17 protein-coding genes and 1 pseudogene are annotated in these 19674 nt (G+C 57.9%); 17 read left to right on the top strand and 1 reads right to left on the bottom strand.

Going from position 1 to position 19674, the window contains the following annotated elements:
• Window positions 1–809 precede the first annotated feature (809 nt).
• The 12 genes from M0D69_RS03055 (at window position 810) to M0D69_RS03000 (ending at window position 12303) form a co-directional block, all read left to right on the top strand.
• Complete coding sequence (locus tag M0D69_RS03055; RefSeq protein ID WP_301780605.1) at window positions 810–2006, top strand: CaiB/BaiF CoA-transferase family protein; 1197 nt, start codon at window positions 810–812, stop codon at window positions 2004–2006.
• 21 nt (window positions 2007–2027) lie between these two features.
• Window positions 2028–2804 (top strand): enoyl-CoA hydratase/isomerase family protein, encoded by a 777-nt coding sequence (locus M0D69_RS03050; RefSeq protein ID WP_301780604.1) that lies wholly within the window; start codon window positions 2028–2030, stop codon window positions 2802–2804.
• A 524-nt stretch (window positions 2805–3328) separates the two neighbouring features.
• On the top strand, window positions 3329–3475 hold the full coding sequence (locus M0D69_RS03045; RefSeq protein ID WP_301780603.1) for a hypothetical protein: 147 nt from the start codon (window positions 3329–3331) through the stop codon (window positions 3473–3475).
• Window positions 3472–4257: an enoyl-CoA hydratase/isomerase family protein gene (locus M0D69_RS03040; RefSeq protein WP_301780602.1), complete on the top strand. Its 786-nt coding sequence runs from the start codon at window positions 3472–3474 to the stop codon at window positions 4255–4257. Before M0D69_RS03045 ends, M0D69_RS03040 begins: the two co-directional genes overlap by 4 nt.
• A gap of 32 nt (window positions 4258–4289) precedes the next feature.
• On the top strand, window positions 4290–4577 hold the full coding sequence (locus M0D69_RS03035) for a hypothetical protein (protein ID WP_367619681.1): 288 nt from the start codon (window positions 4290–4292) through the stop codon (window positions 4575–4577).
• 566 nt (window positions 4578–5143) lie between these two features.
• Window positions 5144–6295, top strand: a complete 1152-nt coding sequence (locus M0D69_RS03030; protein ID WP_301780601.1) for an acyl-CoA dehydrogenase family protein — start codon at window positions 5144–5146, stop codon at window positions 6293–6295.
• Window positions 6296–6343: 48 nt separating this feature from the next.
• Window positions 6344–7519: a thiolase family protein gene (locus tag M0D69_RS03025; protein ID WP_301780600.1), complete on the top strand. Its 1176-nt coding sequence runs from the start codon at window positions 6344–6346 to the stop codon at window positions 7517–7519.
• Window positions 7520–7563: 44 nt separating this feature from the next.
• Complete coding sequence (locus tag M0D69_RS03020) at window positions 7564–8310, top strand: SDR family NAD(P)-dependent oxidoreductase (protein WP_301780599.1); 747 nt, start codon at window positions 7564–7566, stop codon at window positions 8308–8310.
• Window positions 8311–8330: 20 nt separating this feature from the next.
• Window positions 8331–9134, top strand: coding sequence for an enoyl-CoA hydratase/isomerase family protein (locus tag M0D69_RS03015; protein WP_301780598.1), 804 nt, complete (start codon window positions 8331–8333; stop codon window positions 9132–9134).
• Between the two features lie 35 nt (window positions 9135–9169).
• Window positions 9170–10090, top strand: coding sequence for an SDR family NAD(P)-dependent oxidoreductase (locus tag M0D69_RS03010; protein WP_301780597.1), 921 nt, complete (start codon window positions 9170–9172; stop codon window positions 10088–10090).
• A 54-nt stretch (window positions 10091–10144) separates the two neighbouring features.
• On the top strand, window positions 10145–11341 hold the full coding sequence (locus M0D69_RS03005; RefSeq protein ID WP_301780596.1) for an acetyl-CoA C-acetyltransferase: 1197 nt from the start codon (window positions 10145–10147) through the stop codon (window positions 11339–11341).
• A 92-nt stretch (window positions 11342–11433) separates the two neighbouring features.
• Window positions 11434–12303, top strand: a complete 870-nt coding sequence (locus tag M0D69_RS03000) for a MaoC/PaaZ C-terminal domain-containing protein (protein WP_301780595.1) — start codon at window positions 11434–11436, stop codon at window positions 12301–12303.
• 69 nt (window positions 12304–12372) lie between these two features.
• Here M0D69_RS03000 and M0D69_RS02995 read toward each other — a convergent pair whose 3' ends face one another.
• Window positions 12373–12780: a hypothetical protein gene (locus M0D69_RS02995; RefSeq protein WP_301780594.1), complete on the bottom strand. Its 408-nt coding sequence runs from the start codon at window positions 12778–12780 to the stop codon at window positions 12373–12375.
• Between the two features lie 32 nt (window positions 12781–12812).
• Here M0D69_RS02995 and M0D69_RS02990 point away from each other — a divergent pair.
• The 5 genes and pseudogenes from M0D69_RS02990 to M0D69_RS02970 all read left to right on the top strand — a co-directional run.
• Window positions 12813–12928: pseudogene (locus tag M0D69_RS02990) on the top strand (electron transfer flavoprotein subunit alpha/FixB family protein); the annotation flags it as partial.
• Between the two features lie 366 nt (window positions 12929–13294).
• The gene (locus M0D69_RS02985; protein WP_301780593.1) at window positions 13295–14284 is read left to right on the top strand and encodes a zinc-dependent alcohol dehydrogenase family protein; all 990 of its coding nucleotides are present in this window, start codon (window positions 13295–13297) and stop codon (window positions 14282–14284) included.
• Window positions 14285–14453: 169 nt separating this feature from the next.
• A complete protein-coding gene (locus M0D69_RS02980) occupies window positions 14454–15101 on the top strand; it encodes a glutathione S-transferase (protein WP_301780592.1) in 648 nt (215 codons plus the stop codon).
• 119 nt (window positions 15102–15220) lie between these two features.
• The gene (locus M0D69_RS02975; protein ID WP_301780591.1) at window positions 15221–16654 is read left to right on the top strand and encodes an MFS transporter; all 1434 of its coding nucleotides are present in this window, start codon (window positions 15221–15223) and stop codon (window positions 16652–16654) included.
• 806 nt (window positions 16655–17460) lie between these two features.
• Window positions 17461–18633, top strand: coding sequence for a porin (locus tag M0D69_RS02970; RefSeq protein ID WP_301780590.1), 1173 nt, complete (start codon window positions 17461–17463; stop codon window positions 18631–18633).
• Window positions 18634–19674: the final 1041 nt, after the last annotated feature.

The raw sequence follows: 19674 nt of genomic DNA, 5'->3' as shown, positions 1-19674 counted from the left end.
GAAAATTATCTGCCGCAGACGTGGACTGATGACCCTGCGCCGCACAGGACGACGAGCATTCAATCGTTGATTGGATTTGCGACCTAACCGTGACTCGCACGCGGCATGCTCGAGTGGACGCTGGTGCCATGTGGCAGGGACCCAATACTATGGGTACGTGCCGACAAGATCGTGCAAGCGCTGCTGCCTCGGGCGCCAAAGAAGAGCGACGGAATGACCAAGGTTCTCACGCCTCGGTGTCGCATGCAGATCATCGACCGCCGGTGGAAGTGTATGCGGTGAGCACCATGCTCGGACTTGTGCGCGCCGGCGCAGGTATCGCAGTCGTGTCGAAATACATTTCACGATGCGCGCGCATTTGGGATCAGCATTGCCCCTATCGCCCATTCAGCAGATACCGTACGCACGCTTTCACTGATCCGACGACGCAACGCGCGGTCGTCGATCGCTGCTGCTAAATTCATCGAGATCATGCGTGTTGATCTGCAACGCAGTCGATAACGAAAATTGCTGATGGCGTAGGGTCGAGGAGGGCTTGCTCGTCCACCATCGGACCCCGACGAGTGCAAGCGTTCATTTATCGCATATCGGGATGGTTATATGAAGTTAAGTCCATTGTTGGAATGGATTGCCTGCGCCATCATGAAGTTTGTAAAGCCGAGTTGCCGGAAAGACTGATGTCCCGGCGTCCCCCGAATAGGTCTCGATCGCACTGCATCACAGTGTCCAGGAGATGTCTCATTTCGACATCCAGCAGCCGTGAAATGCGTACGCGAACAAGAGGCCATAACGTATAACGGATTTTCTTGATGCGCATTTCATCCAAAGTACCCGAGTACGGATCATCAGAGCCATATGGACCCCTGGCCGGCGTAAAGGTAGTCGACCTTACGTCGGTTGGCATGGGTCCGTACGCGACCCAGATCCTTGGCGATATGGGCGCTGACGTCATCAAGATTGAAGCACCTGAAGGCGATGTGTTTCGCCATGCTGAACCGTTCCGCTCAGAGGGAATGGGTGCGATTTTCATGAATCTGAACCGCAACAAGTATAGCCTCACCCTTGATCTCAAGAATGCTGACGACCTTGCACATCTGAACGCTCTCATCGAGCAGGCCGACGTTTTTGTATCCAATGTGCGTCCGCGAGCGCTGAGAAGGGTAGGACTTGACTATGAGACGCTTGCGAAAAGCAACGAGCGACTGATCTACTGCGCGGCCGTTGGATTCGGACAAGATGGACCGTATGCAGAAAGACCGGCCTTTGACGACATCATTCAGGCCATGAGCGGAATCGCTGATCTGCAGGGACGAAATACGGGTGAGCCAGCGTACGTCAGTACGATTATGGCAGACAAGGTCGCTGGCCTTACGCTGGCGTACACAATTCCGATGGCGTTGTACGAGCGAGAAAAGTCGGGCCGCGGACAAGCCATCGAGGTGCCGATGTTCGAGACGCTCGTCTCATTCTGCATGATCGAGCATATGGGTGGAGAGGTATTTGATCCACCGCTTGGACCCATGGGCTATGGACGGGTACTATCACCTTATCGCAAGCCATACCGTACCAGAGACGGTTTCGCAAGCGTCGTGCCATATACAGACGCGCAGTGGCAGCGGTTTTTTGCACTTTCCGGCCACCCGGAACTCGCCGCGGATGCACGCTTCACCAGTGCGCGGGCACGTAGCACGAACTTTGACGCCCTATATCGGTTTTTGTCCGACATCGTATTGTTACGTACTACAGATGAATGGATAAAACTGCTAGGACCTGCTGACATTCCGGTCGCAGCGGTGATCTCGCCTGAAGAACTTCTTGAAGACGAGCACTTAAATCAGACGGGTTTTTTTGTCAAACGGGAGCACCCAACCGAAGGAATGGTGCGCCTGATGAACATTCCCACGAAATTTTCAAGAACACCGGGGCGTATTGCAAAGCTTCCGCCGCGCCAGGCTGCGTATTGTCAAACGGCTGACCGCCCCATTGTGCAGTCGGAATCTGATTGATTCGATCACGCGGGAACAGACATGAAAACAATAGAGTACAGCGTCCGTGACGGAATAGCCGAGATATCGATGTCGCGACCGCCTGCGAACGCTTTGGACGAAGCAATGCTTGTCGACTTGCTGGCGGCGTTGCGTCGCGCGGCAGGTGACCGGGACACGCGAGCTGTCATTTTGCACAGTGCCATTTCGGGACGCTTCTGCGCCGGGCTTGATCTGAAGGTGGCCAGCGCTGCGGGTGCTGAACAACTATATGACGTGACGCGGAAGCTCTACATTGAGCTCTTTGACGTGCAGTTCAACCTTGGAAAACCCTCGATCAGTGCGGTCGCTGGTGCGGCTCGCGGCGGTGGCATGACGGTGGCCGTATCGTCCGACATGATTGTGGCCGCTGAATCCGCCACATTCGGATACCCCGAGATCGATAGCGGCCTGTTACCAGCCATACATTATGTTCATCTACCGCGCGTCGTTGGTCGTCAACGGGCTTTCGACCTGCTGTTTACCGGCCGTACGTTTTCAGCTACCGAAGCGTTTTCGCTCGGCCTGATCAATCGAGTGGTGCCGGATGATGAAGTTCTCGATGCCGCGCGGGCGATTGCTCGGACACTCGCGTCGAAGCCGCCTGAAGCAGTCAGGAGGGGACGTGCGGCATTTATGTCTGCGCTTGATCAGAACTACCGGCGGGAGATTGCGGCCGCTGTAGAGAACTTTTGCAATGTAGCCAATGGTGAAGAGGCGAGGGAGAGGCTTACGGCTTTCGCCGAACGCCACAAGCCGACGTGGAAAAATTCTGGTTAGCTTGAGCGTACGAGTGATGTCTGGGAGTTATTGCTCAAAAAAACTGATTGGCGATGCATAAATTGTCGCGGGCGGTCATCGCTTATGTGGACCTGTACTGGAAATATAGTCGCGCGACATCTTGGGACGGTGCAACAGTTCCGTGAGCAGAACGGACGTGCCAAATAGGTCCAGGTACGCTGCGATCGTCTATTAGACCAAAAGCCTCGGCCAGAATCCGTACAAAACGGCAGGCATGCGAAGTACTGGGAACTATCTGCTGCAACTCTGTGCTCGGATTTACACCTAGGACGACTCTCTGGCGGTGACGATAGATCGAGATTTCAGGAAGATCGGGGATAACAAATACGACTTCTGTCGTCATTCGGAAAACGGAGGTTCGATAAGCGTGAGCGGCAGAATTGGACGTGATACGTAGCGCGTTGACAAGCAGGAATAAAAGGAATCCGACCAAGCGATCGCGCAATGTTCGTTTTTCGAATGTCCACTTTCCGCTCGACAGAAAACCGATGGGGACGATAGGCATGGCTACACAAGACATGATGGATGGCAAGGTCGTGAAAGCGTTCTTGCAGCGCCCGGATGGCGAATTTGCAGGCACCGATCTCGAACATCTCATGAAGGCACCGGACTTCGCGCTTAACGATCTATCAATTGAGGTGACGGCGTGAGCGACCAATCCCTGCTGTTTGAAATCGACGACGGTGTTGCGACGCTCACGTTGAACCGACCGGAATCTAGGAATGCGATGAATATGCCGATGCGCGCGGCATTACGCGATGCTATCTACTCCATACGTCAGGATCGCTCAGTGCGTGCCGTCATTTTGCGCGGCGCGGGCACTGCGTTTTGTTCAGGTGGCGATGTGCACGGCATGTCCGTGCAGACTGCGGAGGAAGGGCGCAATCGTATCGACGATCTGCATGGCTGGATCTCGCAACTCGTCGACCTGGACCGACCGACGATTGCAGCGGTGGACGGCGTCGCGTACGGTGCGGGCTTCAGTCTCGCACTTGCGGCCGACTTCGTGATCGCCAGTCCGCGTGCGCGATTTTGCATGCCATTCATGAAACTTGGCCTCATTCCAGACTGTGCGGCGTTCTACACGTTGCCCCGCGCAGTCGGTCTCGCGCGCGCAAAAGAGCTTATTTTCACGGCTAGGGAAGTTAGCGTCGACGAAGCGCGCGGCATGGGAGTGGTGCTCGAAGTGGTCGAATCTGAAACGTTGCATGCGCGCGCAGCGGGCGTTGCGCGCGCGCTCGCGGATGCGTCGCCGATCGCCTTCGGCCTGAGCAAACGCGCGTTGAACATGTCGCTTGGCAGTGATCTGCGCACGATGCTCGAACTCGAATGCGTCGCTCAGGCGGTGGCACTTACCACTGAATTTCATCGCGAAGCGGTGCAACGTTTCCGCGATAAGGCTACGCCTCTTTTCACTTGGCCAGTCGCATGACGCTCGCTAGGACCATGCGGTACGAACAGCACGTGATTCGTGGCCTGCTTGGCATCGCGATCACCACTGGCATGCTCCATGAACTGGGGATTTTCCCCGATAGCGCGGTCGTCACGATGTCGTCGAACGAGCGAAAATTCATCGCCCCGATTCTGGTCGGCGACACCTTGCACTTGGTGATTGAAAGCGCGGAATTCGATGGCGATAGAAGTGAGCGCATGGGACGCTTGGGGCGCCGTTTTGATGCACTCAATCAGAGCGACGAAACCGGGCAGAGCGGACGTAGCGACCTGTTAATCAACAGGCGCGGAGCAGAATGATGGACTGGTCTTTTTTGGATGAACTCCGCTTGTCCGTACTTGCCGCGCCGATGTTCCTTGTGTCGAACCCGGACCTCGTGATGATGCAATGCAAGGCAGGAATTATCGGCAGTTTCCCGGCGCTGAATGCAATGTCGCAAGACTTGCTCGATAGTTGGTCAACCGAGATCGAGATGCGTCTGATCTCGGAGGTTGATACAAGAGCCGGTCATGAGACTGGACAGCTTGCCGTAAAACCTTGTGGTCCATCCCACGAATGTCCGTCTGGATGCCGATCTCGAGACAATCGTGGCACATCGCGTCGAGCTGTTTCCGACTCAAGTGCGTACGACACGCATGGGTTTCGATACAACTACAACGTGGCGAAAATCCTGGCGCACTCGCGATCGCCAGAGTTGGCGCGCTGTCGGCACGTACTAGGTTGGCAACCGGGATAGGTGCTTGCTGTTTCGAGTCCTACGCAGTTTCGATCTTCGCCCTGTTGGCGTTGCCCAAAACCACGGGTGCCGTTGAGCGCCAGCGTTATCGGTCACCGCTGAAAATTAACCTGAACCTAACCGTATCCTATGTTCCATCTCACTGAAGACCAGCAATCGATCGTCGACTCGGCTCGCCGGATGGTTGCTCAAGAAATCACGCCGGAGCTCGTATCTCATCCCATTGATCGGCCTTTGTCCAAGGCCACGATGCTAAAGATCTTCGCAGCCTTGGCGCGCTTCGGTATCACGGCTCCGCGGCTGCCCGAATCGGCAGGTGGTGGTGGGCTAAGGATGGTCGACTATGGTCTGATCGTCGAGCAATTGCCACCCGTGATTGCCTTGTCTCTGCTCTCACATGAAGGCACCGTGGCGCGTTTGCACGCGGGTTGCCCAGCCGAGATCGCACAGACTTATCTGGCCGATTTGATCGCGGGACGCAAGATCTGTTGCACGGCCAATACCGAGCCGGAAGCCGGGTCCGACTCACGCGCGATCCGCACGAAGGTGGTGGTCGAAGGCGAACACGCTGTGATCAATGGCAGCAAGATGTGGATCACCAACGCATCGGTAGCTGATGTGTTCAACGTGTCCTGTATGGACGGCGTGGACGCGCATGGCCGTCCGGTGACCCGGCGAGTACTTGTTGACCGTGCGGCGTCGCCGTTCTCGGTTCGCGAGATCCCGGTCATGGGATTGCAACAAGGCCACCTCGGGGAGTTGAGCTTCGAGGATTGCCGGGTGCCGGTTGAGCACATCATCGGCGAACAAGGAGACGCGGCGAAATATTTGACATTGGGCTGGAACGTGAACCGCCCGTTGATCGGCCTGATGACTGTCCATCTGGCGCAACGTGCGCTTGAACTGGCCGTGCAGCATGCGGCCGATCGCAAACAATTCGGCAAGGCCCTGGCCGCGCATCAACTTGTGCAGCAAGACCTTGCCGATATCGAAACCGCGATTGTCACGTCGCGTCTGCTGTGCCTGCATGCGCTCGAAGCAGTCGATCGCGGTGTGCGTGCCAATGGAATCTCAGCGATGGCCAAACGCTACGCCACGCAGGCGTGCGAGCGGGCGATTCTCTTGGCGATGCAGATTCATGGCGGTATGGGCATCAGCCAGGAAATGGGCATCGACCGGCTGTGGCTCGATGCGCGTATGTTTCAAGTCCCTGATGGAACCAACGGTACGTTAGCGCTGATTCATGGCCGCGAACTCACGGGCATCGCCGCGTTTCGGTAAGAGTAATCCGTTAGCCGAATCAAACATTGCTTATCCCAGGAACAGATTATGAGAAAGGTCGTTATCGCAGGAGTGGGTATGACCCCGTTCGGCAAGTTTCTTTCCAGGAACCTGAAGTCGCTGTCGGAGGAAGCCGTATCCGCGGCGCTCGCAGATGCGGGTGTGGGGCCCGACGCGGTTGATCAGGTCTACTTCGGCAATGCCGCGGCCGGCGTAGTGACCGGGCAGGAGATGATCCGCGCTCAGTCTTCCTTGCGCAACACCGGGCTGGACGGCAAACCGATGTTCAATGTCGAGAACGCGTGCGCTTCGAGCAGCACCGCCTTGCACCTCGCGTGGATGGCGGTGGCCTCGGGTGCGTGTGAGACCGCGTTGGCAATTGGCGCAGAGAAGCTCAGCCACGAGGACAAAGCGGTCTCGTTCGGTGCGTTCGCGCGCGCCGTGGATCTGGAAGAGCCGTTGCCCGAGGGATATCAGGCCGGGACGGGTTCGCTGTTCATGGACTTGTATGCGGCGAAGGCACGTGAGTGGATGCGCAAAACCGGCTGCAAGGTGGAGGACTTTGCACGCGTCGTGGTCAAGAGCCGTCATGCAGGTTCACTTAATCAGCTCGCGCAGTTCCGCCAACCGACTTCTATCGACGAGGTGCTTGGCAGCCGTATGATCAGCGATCCGCTGACGTTGTTCATGTGTTCATCGATTGGTGATGGCGCTGCAGCCATATTCACCTGCTCTGAAGAGTACGCGGCGCGACTCGATACGCCAAAGGTCCTGATTCGCGCTAGCGCCGTGGTGTCCGCGAAGGTGTCGGGAGACCGTGAACCGGTAGCACGAGTCGCCTCACGCCGCGCCTACGAGATCGCGGGAATTGGCCCTGAAGACGTGCATGTGGTCGAGCTGCATGACGCATCCGCGCCGGCCGAGTTGATCCACTACGAGAATCTGGGATTTTGCGAGCCAGGCGGTGGCGCGATCGAATTGCTGCGATCGGGGGCGACTGACATCGGCGGGCGACTGTCTGTTAATCCAAGCGGTGGTTTGCTAAGCCGCGGACATCCGATTGGCGCGACCGGCGCCGCCCAGATCGTCGAGTTGACGCAGCAACTGCGTGGACGAGCGGGCGCACGCCAACGTCCGGCTGCGAAGGTAGCGCTGGCCGAGAACAACGGCGGTCAACTGGCAGGGGATTCGGCAGCTGCCGTCGTCACGATTCTTTCGATTTGAAATAGCTGAGCGGCAGTAAGTCCGATTGAAACAAAGGAATTCCGATGACTGAACAAGTGGCAGTGGTGACCGGCGGCGCAAGCGGAATTGGAATGGGAATAGCGCGGGCGCTCTTGACGGCGGGCTATCGTGTTGCCGTGTGGGATCTGAATCAGCAGGCACTAGACGGCCTGCATGGCGTCTTGGAAGCGGGCTGCGACCGATTGCTGACGACGCAGGTGGACGTGACCTCGCGCGCCAGTATAGAGGCTGCGCGGGACACGCTCACGGAGCAGTGGAAGTGTGCGGACATCCTGGTCAACAACGCGGGATTGAGTCGTGACAAACGATTTGTGCGCATGACTGAGGAGGACTGGGACTTTGTGATCAACGTTAATCTCAAATCGCAGTTCTTGTGTGCACACGCATTGGTACCAGCAATGATCGGGCAGCACTTCGGGCGATTGGTGAATATCTCTTCGCGCGCGTGGCTCGGGGGCTTTGGGCAGGCGAACTATTCGTCAGCGAAGGGGGGGGTGGTGAGCCTGACGAGATCGCTGGCGATCGAACTGGCTGGCGAGGGCATTACCGTTAACGCGATCGCGCCGGGGATCATTGCGACCCCGTTGCTGAACGGCTATGCACAGGAGATTCGCGACAAGCTCAAGGCAAGCGTGCCGGCTCGAAGAATCGGCGAACCGGAGGACGTGGCCGCCGCCGCGTTGTTTTTTGCAAGCGAGGCGGCATCGTACATCACGGGCCAGACACTTTATGTGTGTGGAGGCCGTTCGTTGTCCAGCCCAAGTGTCTGACTTGCACAGGAGAACCTGACATGGCCATCCATGTGGAGCGGCGTGAACACGTCACGCTGATTGAACTTGATTCCGCGGAATCGATGAATGCGTTGACCGTGGCCGATCTGCTCGCACTACGCAATACGCTTCTCGCGTGTCAGGGCGACGACGCGGTGCGAGCGATCATCATTACCGGTGCCGGGACGAAGGCATTCTGCACAGGAGCGAACCTGAAAGCGACGTTTCCACCCGAGGAAAGCTTTGCCGCCGGCCTTCTAAAAGACCGCTCGCAGGACGCCGCGCAGGGCGGGTACACGCGGCTGATCGATCTGAGTGATCTGGCGCTGTGGAAGCCGTTGATTGCCGCCATTAACGGCTATTGCCTCGGAGGCGGTCTTGAACTCGCATTGCAATGCGATTTGCGCATCGCCAGTGCTAACGCCTCGTTCGCGCTGCCAGAAGTGAAGGTCGCAAGCGTGCCGGCGGCCGGCGGTATGCAGTATCTGCTGCGAGCGATTCCTGCCGCGCATGCAATGAAACTGGCGTTGACTGGCGCGCGCATCGACGCGGAGGAAGCGTTACGTATAGGGTTGGTCAGCGATGTGTATCCGGGGACCGATCTGCGCGACGAGGCTTTCGAGCTTGCGAATCAGATCGCGTCGAATGGACCTCTCGCAGTCCAGATGGTGAAGAAGCTCGCGCTCGAAACGGCGCATCAGGCGCCCGCCGAATTCACTGCTCACGCGAATCTAGCGTGGGGACTACTGCGCAATACGGAAGACCGAATCGAAGGCCGCAAAGCGTTCGGCGAAAAGCGACCACCTGTATATCGGGGCAGATAAACAGAATGCAATCAAGAGATCGAGGAGATGAAGTAATGGCGGAGCAACGGACAATGGATGGCAAGGTCGTAGTCGTGACCGGCGCGGGCGGCGGCATCGGGCGCGACATTGCACTCCTGATGGCGCGTCAGGGCGCCAAGGTTTTGATCAACGACGTCGGCGCATCGCTCGCGGGCGAGGGACACAGTGCCGGCCCGGCGCAGCAGGTCGTAGAGGAGATCCATGCCTTTGGCGCTGAGGCCACGGCGAACAGCGACAACGTCGCGGACCTGGCCGGTGCGACACGCATCGTTGAGCAGGCCGTGGACACGTTCGGCCGCATTGATTGTGTCGTCAACAACGCGGGCATCCTGCGCGATCGCTTCTTCCACAAGATGTCAGAAGAGGATTGGGATGCAGTCCTGAAGGTTCACCTGTACGGTAGCTTCTACGTCTCGCGCGCGGCAGCCGACCGTTTCAAGGAGCAGGGCAGCGGTTCGTTCGTCCACATGACGTCGACGTCGGGCCTGATCGGCAATCTCGCGCAGGCGAACTATAGCGCAGCGAAACTGGGGATTGCTGGCCTGTCGAAGTCGATCGCGCTCGATCTGCAGAAATTCGGCGTGCGCTCGAACTGCATTTCGCCGTTCGCGTGGAGCCGCATGATCAATTCGATCAAGGTTGACTCGCCTGAGCAGGAGGCGCGCGTAGAGAAGATCAAGCAGATGACGCCGGCTAAGATCGCGCCGCTCGCCGTGTATCTCTGCAGCGATGCGGCGCAAGCGGTGAACGGCCAGATCTTCGCAGTTCGCAACAACGAGATCTTCGTGATGAGCCAGCCGCGTCCGGTGCGTTCGGTGCATCGCAGCGAAGGCTGGACGCCGCAGTCGATCGCAGAACACGCGATGCCGGCGCTTCGCTCGAGCTTCCACTCCCTCGACGTGTCGGCTGACGTATTCAACTGGGACCCCGTGTGACGCGGCGCACCCGACTGACTTCTGACACGCATATCTTCACCGAGGAAAATCATCATGAGACGAGCAGCGATCGTGGCACCCGTGCGGACTCCGGTCGGCACTTTCGGCGGCAGCTTGCGCGGCGTGCCGGCCGAGACGCTGGCGGCGACCGTCATCCGTGCGACGCTTGAGCGGAGCGGCATCGATCCCGCCCGCATCGAAGACGTCGTCTTCGCGCAGTCGTATGCGAACAGCGAGGCGCCGTGCATCGGCCGTTGGGCCGCGCTGGAAGCCGGCCTGCCGGTCGAGGTGCCAGGCATGCAGCTCGACCGCCGTTGCGGCGGCGGCCTCCAGGCCGTTGTGACAGCCGCGATGATGGTGCAAAGCGGCGCGGCCGATGTCGTTATGGCGGGCGGCGTCGAGAGCATGAGCAATATCGAGTACTACACGACCGACATGCGCTGGGGCTCGCGTGCTGGCTCGGTCAAGCTGCATGACCGCCTTGAGCGAGGCCGTGTGCGTTCGCAGCCGGAGGCACGTTTCGGTCACATCTCAGGGATGATCGAGACAGCCGAGAATCTCGCGCGCGACTACGGCATTTCGCGCGAGGAAGCGGATAGGTACGCGGTCCGCAGCCATCAGCGCGCAGCGGACGCATGGGCCTCTGGCCGCTTCGACGACGAAATCGTGACGGTGAACGTGCCGCAACGCAAGGGCGACCCTGTGCTGTTCACGCGTGACGAAGGCGTGCGCGCGGAAGCCACGGTCGATTCGCTTGGTAAGCTGCGCGCGCTGACGAAGGATGGCACGGTGACGGCCGGCAACGCCAGTCAGCAAAACGATGCGGCCGCGGCCTGCCTGATCGTCGCCGAAGACAAGCTCGCGGAGTTGAATCTCACGCCGCTTGCATATCTGACGGGTTGGGCCGCCGCCGGGTGCGAACCTTCGGCGATGGGGATCGGCCCGGTGCCTGCCGTCCAGAAGCTGCTGGGTAAAACCGGCCTCACGCTCGACCAGATCGATCTCGTGGAGTTGAACGAGGCCTTTGCCTGCCAAGTGCTGGCCGTTCTGAAAGGCTGGGGCTGGAACGATCCTTCGCGCCTGAACGTGAACGGCTCGGGCATCTCGCTTGGTCATCCAATCGGTGCAACCGGCGTGCGGATGCTGGCGACGTTGCTTCACGAGCTGCAGCGCCGCAAGGGACGCTATGGTCTCGAAACCATGTGTATCGGCGGCGGTCAGGGAATTGCCGCAATTTTCGAGCGCGCGTGATGAGCGGGACGCTTTCCATGCCTGAGCGACTGAACGTGCAATTCGATCTCGGTCTCCAGTGGCCTTCCAGGATCAATGCTTGAGCGTCCATCATGACCATTAGCTATCACAATCTGAAAAACTGGCCGTTCAAAGATGTCGAGCAGCATTACACGGCCCGTGATGCAATCCTCTACAGCCTCGGCGTAGGTTATGGTTTGAATCCGCTCGACCCGGACGAAAGAGCGTTCGTCTACGAGAAGCAACTGCGCGTGCCGCCTACATTTGCCGTCGTGCTTGGTTATCCGGGCTTCTGGGTCAGGGATCCCCGCAGCGGGATCGACTGGGTCCGCATGCTGCACGGCGAGCAGACGTTGCACATTCACAAGCCGTTGCCTTCCGCGGCGACCGTAATCGGCCGTTCGCGTGTGGCGCGCATTGTCGACAAGGGGCCGGGTAAGGGCGCGCTCGTGTTGATCGAACGCAAGGTGACCGACAAGGCGACCGGCGAACTGCTGGCGACCATCGAGCAATTGAATTTCTGCCGTGGCGACGGTGGCTATAGCGCCGACGGCGACCCGAGCGACGAAGCGCCGACCTCGCCCCAGCCGGTGCCGGAGCGCACGCCGGATGCGGTATGCGACCTGCCGACACGCCCGGAGATAGCTCACATCTACCGTTTGTCGGGTGACGACAATCCACTGCACGTGGATCCCGACGTGGCCCGCAACGCTGGCTTCGAGCGGCCAATCCTGCACGGTCTCGCCACTTGGGGCGTCGCGGCCCATGCAGTGCTGAAGACGATGTGTAGCAGTGATCCGGCTTGCCTTGCGTTGTTCCGCGCACGCTTTACGGCGCCTGTTTACCCGGGCGAGACGATCCGGACCGAAGTGTGGCGAGAGGGTAGCGTCGTGCAGTTCCGGTCCAGCGTGATCGAACGCAGCGTAATTGTGCTCAACAACGGCTACGCGGAACTGCGCTAAAGCGCGAATTGGCTCAATCTTTGATTGAAGGAAATTAATGGCTCGTCAACCGAAACCCCTGGTGCGATCTCATATTTCGTACAACCTGTCCGATCGTATTGTTGTGCGCGGCAAGGAAAGATTCAGCAGATCAGTCTCGACGACATCGTGTTCCTGCAGTTCACCGACAATGGCGCGACGCTGAAGTAGTCTGTGTTCAACGCGATTCTCATCACGCTCGTCGAACATGTGCAGCAACTCGCTGCCGCGCATCGGGTCTTTGCGTGGAGCGACGCCGAGCGTGAATGGGCCATGCTTGATGGACGTCGAAGACAGGATGTAGGCGCGGCGGTGAACATGGTCGGCAAGATGGTCGATATACCGGTCATTCGGAAGGAGCAGGAAATTTTTTCGGCCGCGATGATACACAGACGGTTTGTTGGATGGTCCATTGGCGGATGTGCATACGATGGTTGAGCAGCAGAAGAACGAAGTCAAGAGGCTTCAAGTAGAACGCGGAGAGCGACGAAATGATGAATCTTGTATTGGCAGAACCCGACAACACGTCGATGAAGGCCGCGACACTGAACACGATCGCTGCCTTGCAGGAGATCGGTGCACTCACGTGCTCGTGGCAGGTCACAACGACATAAAACGATGGTGAACACTATTGACATTCGCGAGCTGCCTCGTCATGATCGATCGTAAGCGATGTGAATTTTCACGCATAAAATAAGGTTACCTAACTATGATTTAATTGCTCGTTGATAGCAGCCGAGCGCATATCTAACCAGCGATGTATCGATAGTCAAGAAGCTTCGAGATCACGGCCTGGTGTTGTATCGCCACGCGATGGTGTTGGTCCATCACTACTCTCCTTATCGAAACGAAACCGTTTGCGGCCGTTTATCCCGCAGATTCGTGCATCTCGCATCAGAACGTGAAAACTGCGTAGGTCATCGTTTTTCGATTTCTGCGCAAGTCAGTATCTCATTCCATCCAGGAGTATCTAATGTCACGCACCATCAAATTCGCGAAGGCCGGCGGCCCTGAAGTCCTCGAATTCATCGACGAGCAAGTGGCCGCACCGGCACCACATGAAGTACGAATCAAGGTCAAGGCAATCGGGTTGAACCGCGCAGATGTGATGTGGCGCAACGATGCGTACATCGAACCGGTGAAGTTCCCGGCGGGGCTCGGGTACGAGATCGCCGGCATCATTGATGCAGTGGGCGAGGAGGTCACGGGACTCGTGGTGGGCGACGAGGTGAGCACGATCCCGGCGTTTTCAATGAACAAATACGCCGCCTACGGCGAAGTAGTGCTCATGCCGGATTACGTCGTCGTAAAGCATCCGAAGTCGCTCTCGTTCACCGATGCCGCGTCGATCTGGATGATGTATCTGACAGCTTACGGCGCGCTTATCCTAGATGCTCAATTAACTAAGGGTGATTTCGTCATCATTCCGGCTGCATCAAGCAGTGTTGGCCTTGCTGCCATTCAACTCGCTAACTATGCCGGGGCGACTCCCATCGCATTCACGCGTACGTCGGCGAAACGGGATCGACTTCTCAAAGCCGGGGCGGCCCATGTCATTGCCACAGAAGAGGATGACATGTTGCAAGAGGTGATGCGTATCACTGACGGTAAGGGCGCACGTGTCATCTTTGACCCAGTGGGCGGCCCAAACTTCCCCAAACTGATTGAGGCATTGGCTCATCGGGGCATCGCTTACCTATACGGCTTGCTTGATGAGGGTGAAACCCCGATACCGATCCTGAAACTGCTTCGCAAGTTGCCGACCATCAAGGTTTACAGCCTCTCTTACTTCGTCGCGGACGAAGCACGCCGGAAAGTAGGTGTGGATTACATCCTCAAGGGATTAGATAGCGGTGCGCTCAAGCCTGTCATCGATCGGACGTTCAAGTTTGACGAGATGGTGGAAGTGCATCGCTATCTCGAGGGCAACAGCCAGTTTGGGAAAATCGTTGTAACGGTGTAGGCGACCGCATGGCCACTGGCGGGTCGACGAAGTGCTCCGGTTTACGACTGTCGCGCTCGCCAATGTCTGCAACCCGACGATTTAACAAAGGCGAACAACGCTTCTGTACACCCGAAGACCGGTTAACCCGCGTCATCGGAGTAATAGCGGATCCAAAGGAGAATTCAAAATGACAACCGCCGCGCCTGTGCTGTATGAATACAAGGGCTCGCCGAACGCGCGCCGTGTGCGTATCTTTATCGCGGAGAAGGGACTAGATATCCAGACGAAGCCTGTGGACCTCGGTGCCAAAGAGCAGTTCTCCGACGCCTTTCGCGCAATTAATCCGCGCAGCCAGGTGCCGGCTTTGGCTCTTTCCGACGGTTCCGTCATCGCAGAAGTGCCCGCTATCTGGCGCTATCTGGAGGAAGCGTATCCACAGATGCCATTGCTCGGCACGACGACCACGTCGAAGGCGCTCGTCACGATGTGGGAGCGGCGCGCAGAACTGGACGGCTTCGCACCGGTGATGGAAGGCGTGCGCAATGCGGTCGCCGGGTTGAAAGGCCGCGCGCTGTCGGGTCCGCACGCTTATGATCAGATTCCCGAACTGATTGAGCGAAGCAAACAACGTGTGATCAACTTCTTCGCGGATTTCAACGAGCGGTTGGGAACGGTGCGATACGTCGCTGGGGCTGAATTCTCAGCGGCGGACATCACGACGCTGGTAACGGTCGACTTCGCGACCAACGCGTTGAAGATGCCGATTCCGGCAGAACTCACCGCGTTTCAGCGATGGTATGACGTGGTATCCGCCAGGCCCAGTGCCGTCGCTTAACGCCTTCATCGAAGACGCTAAGGTGGTGCGTGGACTTAGCAGGCTTATGGTTGTCATTACACCAATAACATAGTATGCCTAATTAATCTATCGAGCATTAGAATGAGAATGGAGACATAATGACACAGTGCGACCGTACCAAAGCCGACAATAGTTCATTGCAGGCTGACGCTGCCGCGTCCTCCGGGACGGCACCGCGCACCATTGACGTTGTTGCATTCATTGACGCTCAGAAGTTTTCGATTTACCAATCGGCGATCCTCTTGCTCTGCTTCCTGGTACTGGCGGCGGACGGATTCGACGCTGCTGCAATTGGCTACATCGCCCCGGCACTGGTTGCTAAATGGGGCGTTTCACGTGGGGCGTTGGGTCCCGTGATGAGCGCAGCGTTAATCGGGCTCGGAGTGGGTGCGCTCGTCGCGGGGCCGATTGCGGATCGGATCGGTCGCAAGACGGTGCTGATCATGTCGGTCGCCTGCTTCGGTCTCTGGAGTCTCGTGGCGGCGCAGGCCCATTCTGTGGGAACGTTGACTGCGCTGCGACTTTTGACCGGACTCGGGCTTGGCGCGGCGATGCCGAATGCGATGACATTGATGTCGGAGTACGCACCGGCGCGAATACGCGCTTTCGTAGTCAATGTGATGAATTGCGGTTTTTCGTTTGGACTTGTGATGGGTGGCGTGGGATCGGCATGGCTCATCCCTAAATTCGGCTGGCAAAGCGTGTTGGTTGCAGGCGGTATAGGACCGCTCGTGCTATCCGTGTTGTTGGTAGCGTTGTTGCCCGAGTCAGTCCAGTTTCTCGTCGCGCGCAGCAATGTGCCTGCCCGAATAGCGCGCATCCTCGGACGAATTGTGCCAGGCGCCCGCCTCGACGGTTGCCATTTTGTGGCGACGCACGCAGATGCGCAACCGAGCCGCGACGAATCACCGTTTGCGGTGCTTTTGTCGCGACGGTACAGACTCGGTACGCTAATGCTTTGGGTCGGGTATTTCATGACATTGCTGATCTACTATTTTCTGACCAACTGGCTGCCGACGCTCATGAAGGACGCCGGCTTATCCATTCGAAATGCCGCGTTGATGACATCGCTGTTCCCACTCGGCGGTATGGTCGGCAACATATGCGTGGGTTGGGTGATGGACCGGTTTGATGGCGCACGCGTGATCGCGCTGACGTATGGTCTCACTGCGGTACTACTCCTAGTCACCGGACGGGCCATGGGCTATCCAGGAGCCCTAGGTGCGCTGCTCTTCCTTTGCGGCGTGCTGTTGATCGGCGCCGGTACGTCGATGTCGGCGCTCGCGGTAACCTTCTATCCGATGCACGGCCGGGCCACCGGCGTTTCATGGATGCACGGCATGGGGCGTCCCGGCGGGGTGGCAGGGGCGTGGGTCGGTGCTGCGCTGATAGGTATGGGCTGGAACCTTGGCGCGGTGTTTAGCCTGCTTGCTGTGCCGGCGCTGGCTGCAGCCTTCGCAGTGTATGCCACGGCACCTCGAAAACGTCATCGTGCGTTCTTGGCGCACGAACAACCCGACCAAGTTCAGTAGTCCATGCCAAATAAGTATGTCGATAGGAGCGGCAACCCGCAAACTTCCTCCACGTTGTTGCGGCGTTCGGTCGTGAGCGCGGCAATCCGAACCGGGGGCAAATGCTTGAGACGCGTCGGAACGCACGACAATGGCCAATGGTGTATGAGGGAAAACTGGCTCGCGGTCGGCTTGCAATTCATCTCCGCATGGGACCCGGGCCTCCACGTCATGCTAGCGGACACGGACGCGGGCAACGTGGTGACGGCCGCACAGGCTGGGACACAATGGAGCTACCGTTTGCTGCTATGACTGTTTCTGATTCCGCTGTTTTACATGGTGCAACAGTTGACGGTGCGGCTCAGCGTGTTTACCGGTCGCAGTTACGTCAAGCTTGTTCGGGAGTATTTCGGGCTTTCCTGGGTGTGGCTCGTTGTCGCAGCCCTTGCTATCGCCACCCTTGACTCGCTTGTAACAGAGTCACCGCCGTCGCCGGCATCGGTGTCGGACCACCTCGCAGTGATTGCGAATTGGATCTGACAGCGATCAGGCGTTGCGAAAGGTCCGGCATCACAAATGACTGGAGGGGTTGATGGAGAAGAGAAAATCGGGCCGGCAAGAAGTCGCATGATGTTGTAGACATTGACGATCAGCACTGAATTCGGGCAGACGATCGCCGCTGGCTGGCAGCCCCGTTTATGGAGTTAAGGCGAATATTCGCGTGGCCGGCTCACGCTGGGATGATCCGCGGTTTTGACGTGTCCCGTTTCTTGGGACGATTGCGATCAGGTTTAAAACAATATGATTACTTAGGATGACGATATATTATGGAGAAGACGAAAAGGTCGCTGCTGTGCTGTGCAGCCCTCGGTGCGTTTGCTTCTGCCGCCCATGCGCAAAGTGCGGTCATGCTGTACGGCATCCTCGACGAAGGTGTCATGTATCAGAGCAACGTTGGCGGCGGAAAGCGCGTCTTCATGGACTCGTTGGGCGGTATCAACGGGAGCCGCTGGGGATTCAACGGTAGCGAAGATCTGGGCGGCGGGGTGCATGCGATATTTACGCTTGAGTCGGGGATCAATCTGAATAACGGCTCGTTTGGTCAGGGCGGCACGGAGTTTGGCCGTCAGGCATTCGCCGGACTGAGCAGCGACCGGTTTGGGAGCCTCACGTTCGGGCGCCAGTACGATATGGTGTTTTACTTTCCCGAACCGTTGACGGCTGTAGGAATCGGTACCGTTATCTTTGCGCATCCGGGCGATCTCGATAACACGGCCGATTCCGTACGGGCGAATAACGCGGTGCGCTATATGAGCCCGAGCTATGACGGTTTCTCATTTGGCGGCGAATACAGCGTTGGCGGCGTGGTTGGAAATACGACCGCCAACAGCGGGTATTCGTTGGGCGCAGGATATGCGAACGGGCCACTCAGGCTTGACGCGGCATTCGAATATTTCAAGAATCCGAGTTCGGCAACGGCGGGCTCGGGCTTTTTTACCGACAATGCAAATGGGTCATCCCAGCTCGCCCAATCACTTAACAAGGGATATGCAAGTGCGTCGGCTTACCAGGTGATCGTCGTAGCCGGTAGCTACGCGATTGGCCCGGTTACCCTGATGGCATCGGCTTCGAACATCCAGTACTCCAACCTCGGTGGGACATTGTCGGGCAGCACGGCGCGATTCAATGACGTCGATGTTGAAGCACAATACACGTTTTGCTCTTTCCTGATTTTCAGCGCCGGCTACGACTATTTGGTGGGCAAGGGCGTCCAGACCGCGAGCGGGTCGACCGTGGGAAATCAGCACTACCACCAGGTCGTGCTCATGGGTGACTATCTCTTGTCCAAACGCACCGACGTCTATCTTGCAGCGGGCTGGCAAAGGGCATCAGGAACGTCATCGACCGGCGCGCCTGCGGTGGCCGATTTCACGAATGAGGGTGACTCGTCGAACAACCATCAGGTCCTCGTTCGTGTTGCTTTTCGGCACAAGTTCTAAAGTGAGCTAAACGCATGACGAACTTGCACGATACCGCTTGCCGGGCGGACGTCGTGACAGCCCGAATGGGATTTCGGGGCCGGCACGGCGGGATCGGTGACCGTCGGAGCGGCACACGATGAGCGAGTGTAAGTTCCACTCCTTGTTTGGCAGTCTTTGCTAATTCGGTCGCAGGCTACCTGTAAAGATACGGCAGTCTTCGCTCTGCGACGTAACTCAGCGCTTGTATGCCCCGGCTGATTCGTCAGCACACGATAACGGTCATTGGAAATGTTCTCAAGCTCGAAGGCATGAATGACCGCAAAGACCGGATTGTGTTGAAAAAGTCACCCGACATGCGGGTTGTTGCCTATCCAGGAAGACATCGATCGACGAGAGGACAACAACAGCGTGATGAGTGTGATTGACGAAACGGAACGGAACGGCTGGTAGCTGAGAGGCGCCTGCCCAACGACCTAGGGAAGACTCTTGCGTTCGTAGCCCCCTGGCGAGATGAACTGGCGGGTGTCGTGGTGGAATCCACGTACTACCGGTGCTGACTTGTTGACGGGCTATAGGAAGCTGCCTTCAAAGTGCACATGGCTCAGACCACAGCGATCGAGAAGGACGACGGTCTCAAACACAGCGGAGATGCGAATAGATAGCGGACCGTAGTGGCCGAAGTCGGCCGACACGTCTGTTTGATCTTGTACGAATCGTAGGCTCGCACGACCTCTCATAGCTTACGATTCGGTGGGTGCTCACCAAGGAGGGAGAAGCTCACTTCGAGCAATCGCGACATCCGGCCGACAACTCGCTCGCGCCGGTCTAGCTCTCCCTTGATCCGGCGGTGTTAACGATGTGTCTTCGCGGTAAGCCAACACCGTATGCGAGGCGGTCACCATGACATGGTGCCCAAAACCGGCGGTAGCCTATCCTGCAATACCTTAGTTTCGGTGTCGTTTACAGCTCCGTGAGATGAACCTGGGTCAGCAAAATCGCGCTTTCAGGCAAGTTACGTATCTACGGCAAGCAAACGGTTATTCACGCGCGGTCAATAAA

Source organism: Caballeronia sp. SEWSISQ10-4 2, from assembly GCF_030464885.1.
In the GTDB taxonomy this organism is placed as follows: Bacteria; Pseudomonadota; Gammaproteobacteria; order Burkholderiales; family Burkholderiaceae; genus Caballeronia.
The sequence above is the reverse complement of the archived record's forward strand: the minus strand, read 5'-3'. Positions and strand labels throughout refer to the sequence as shown.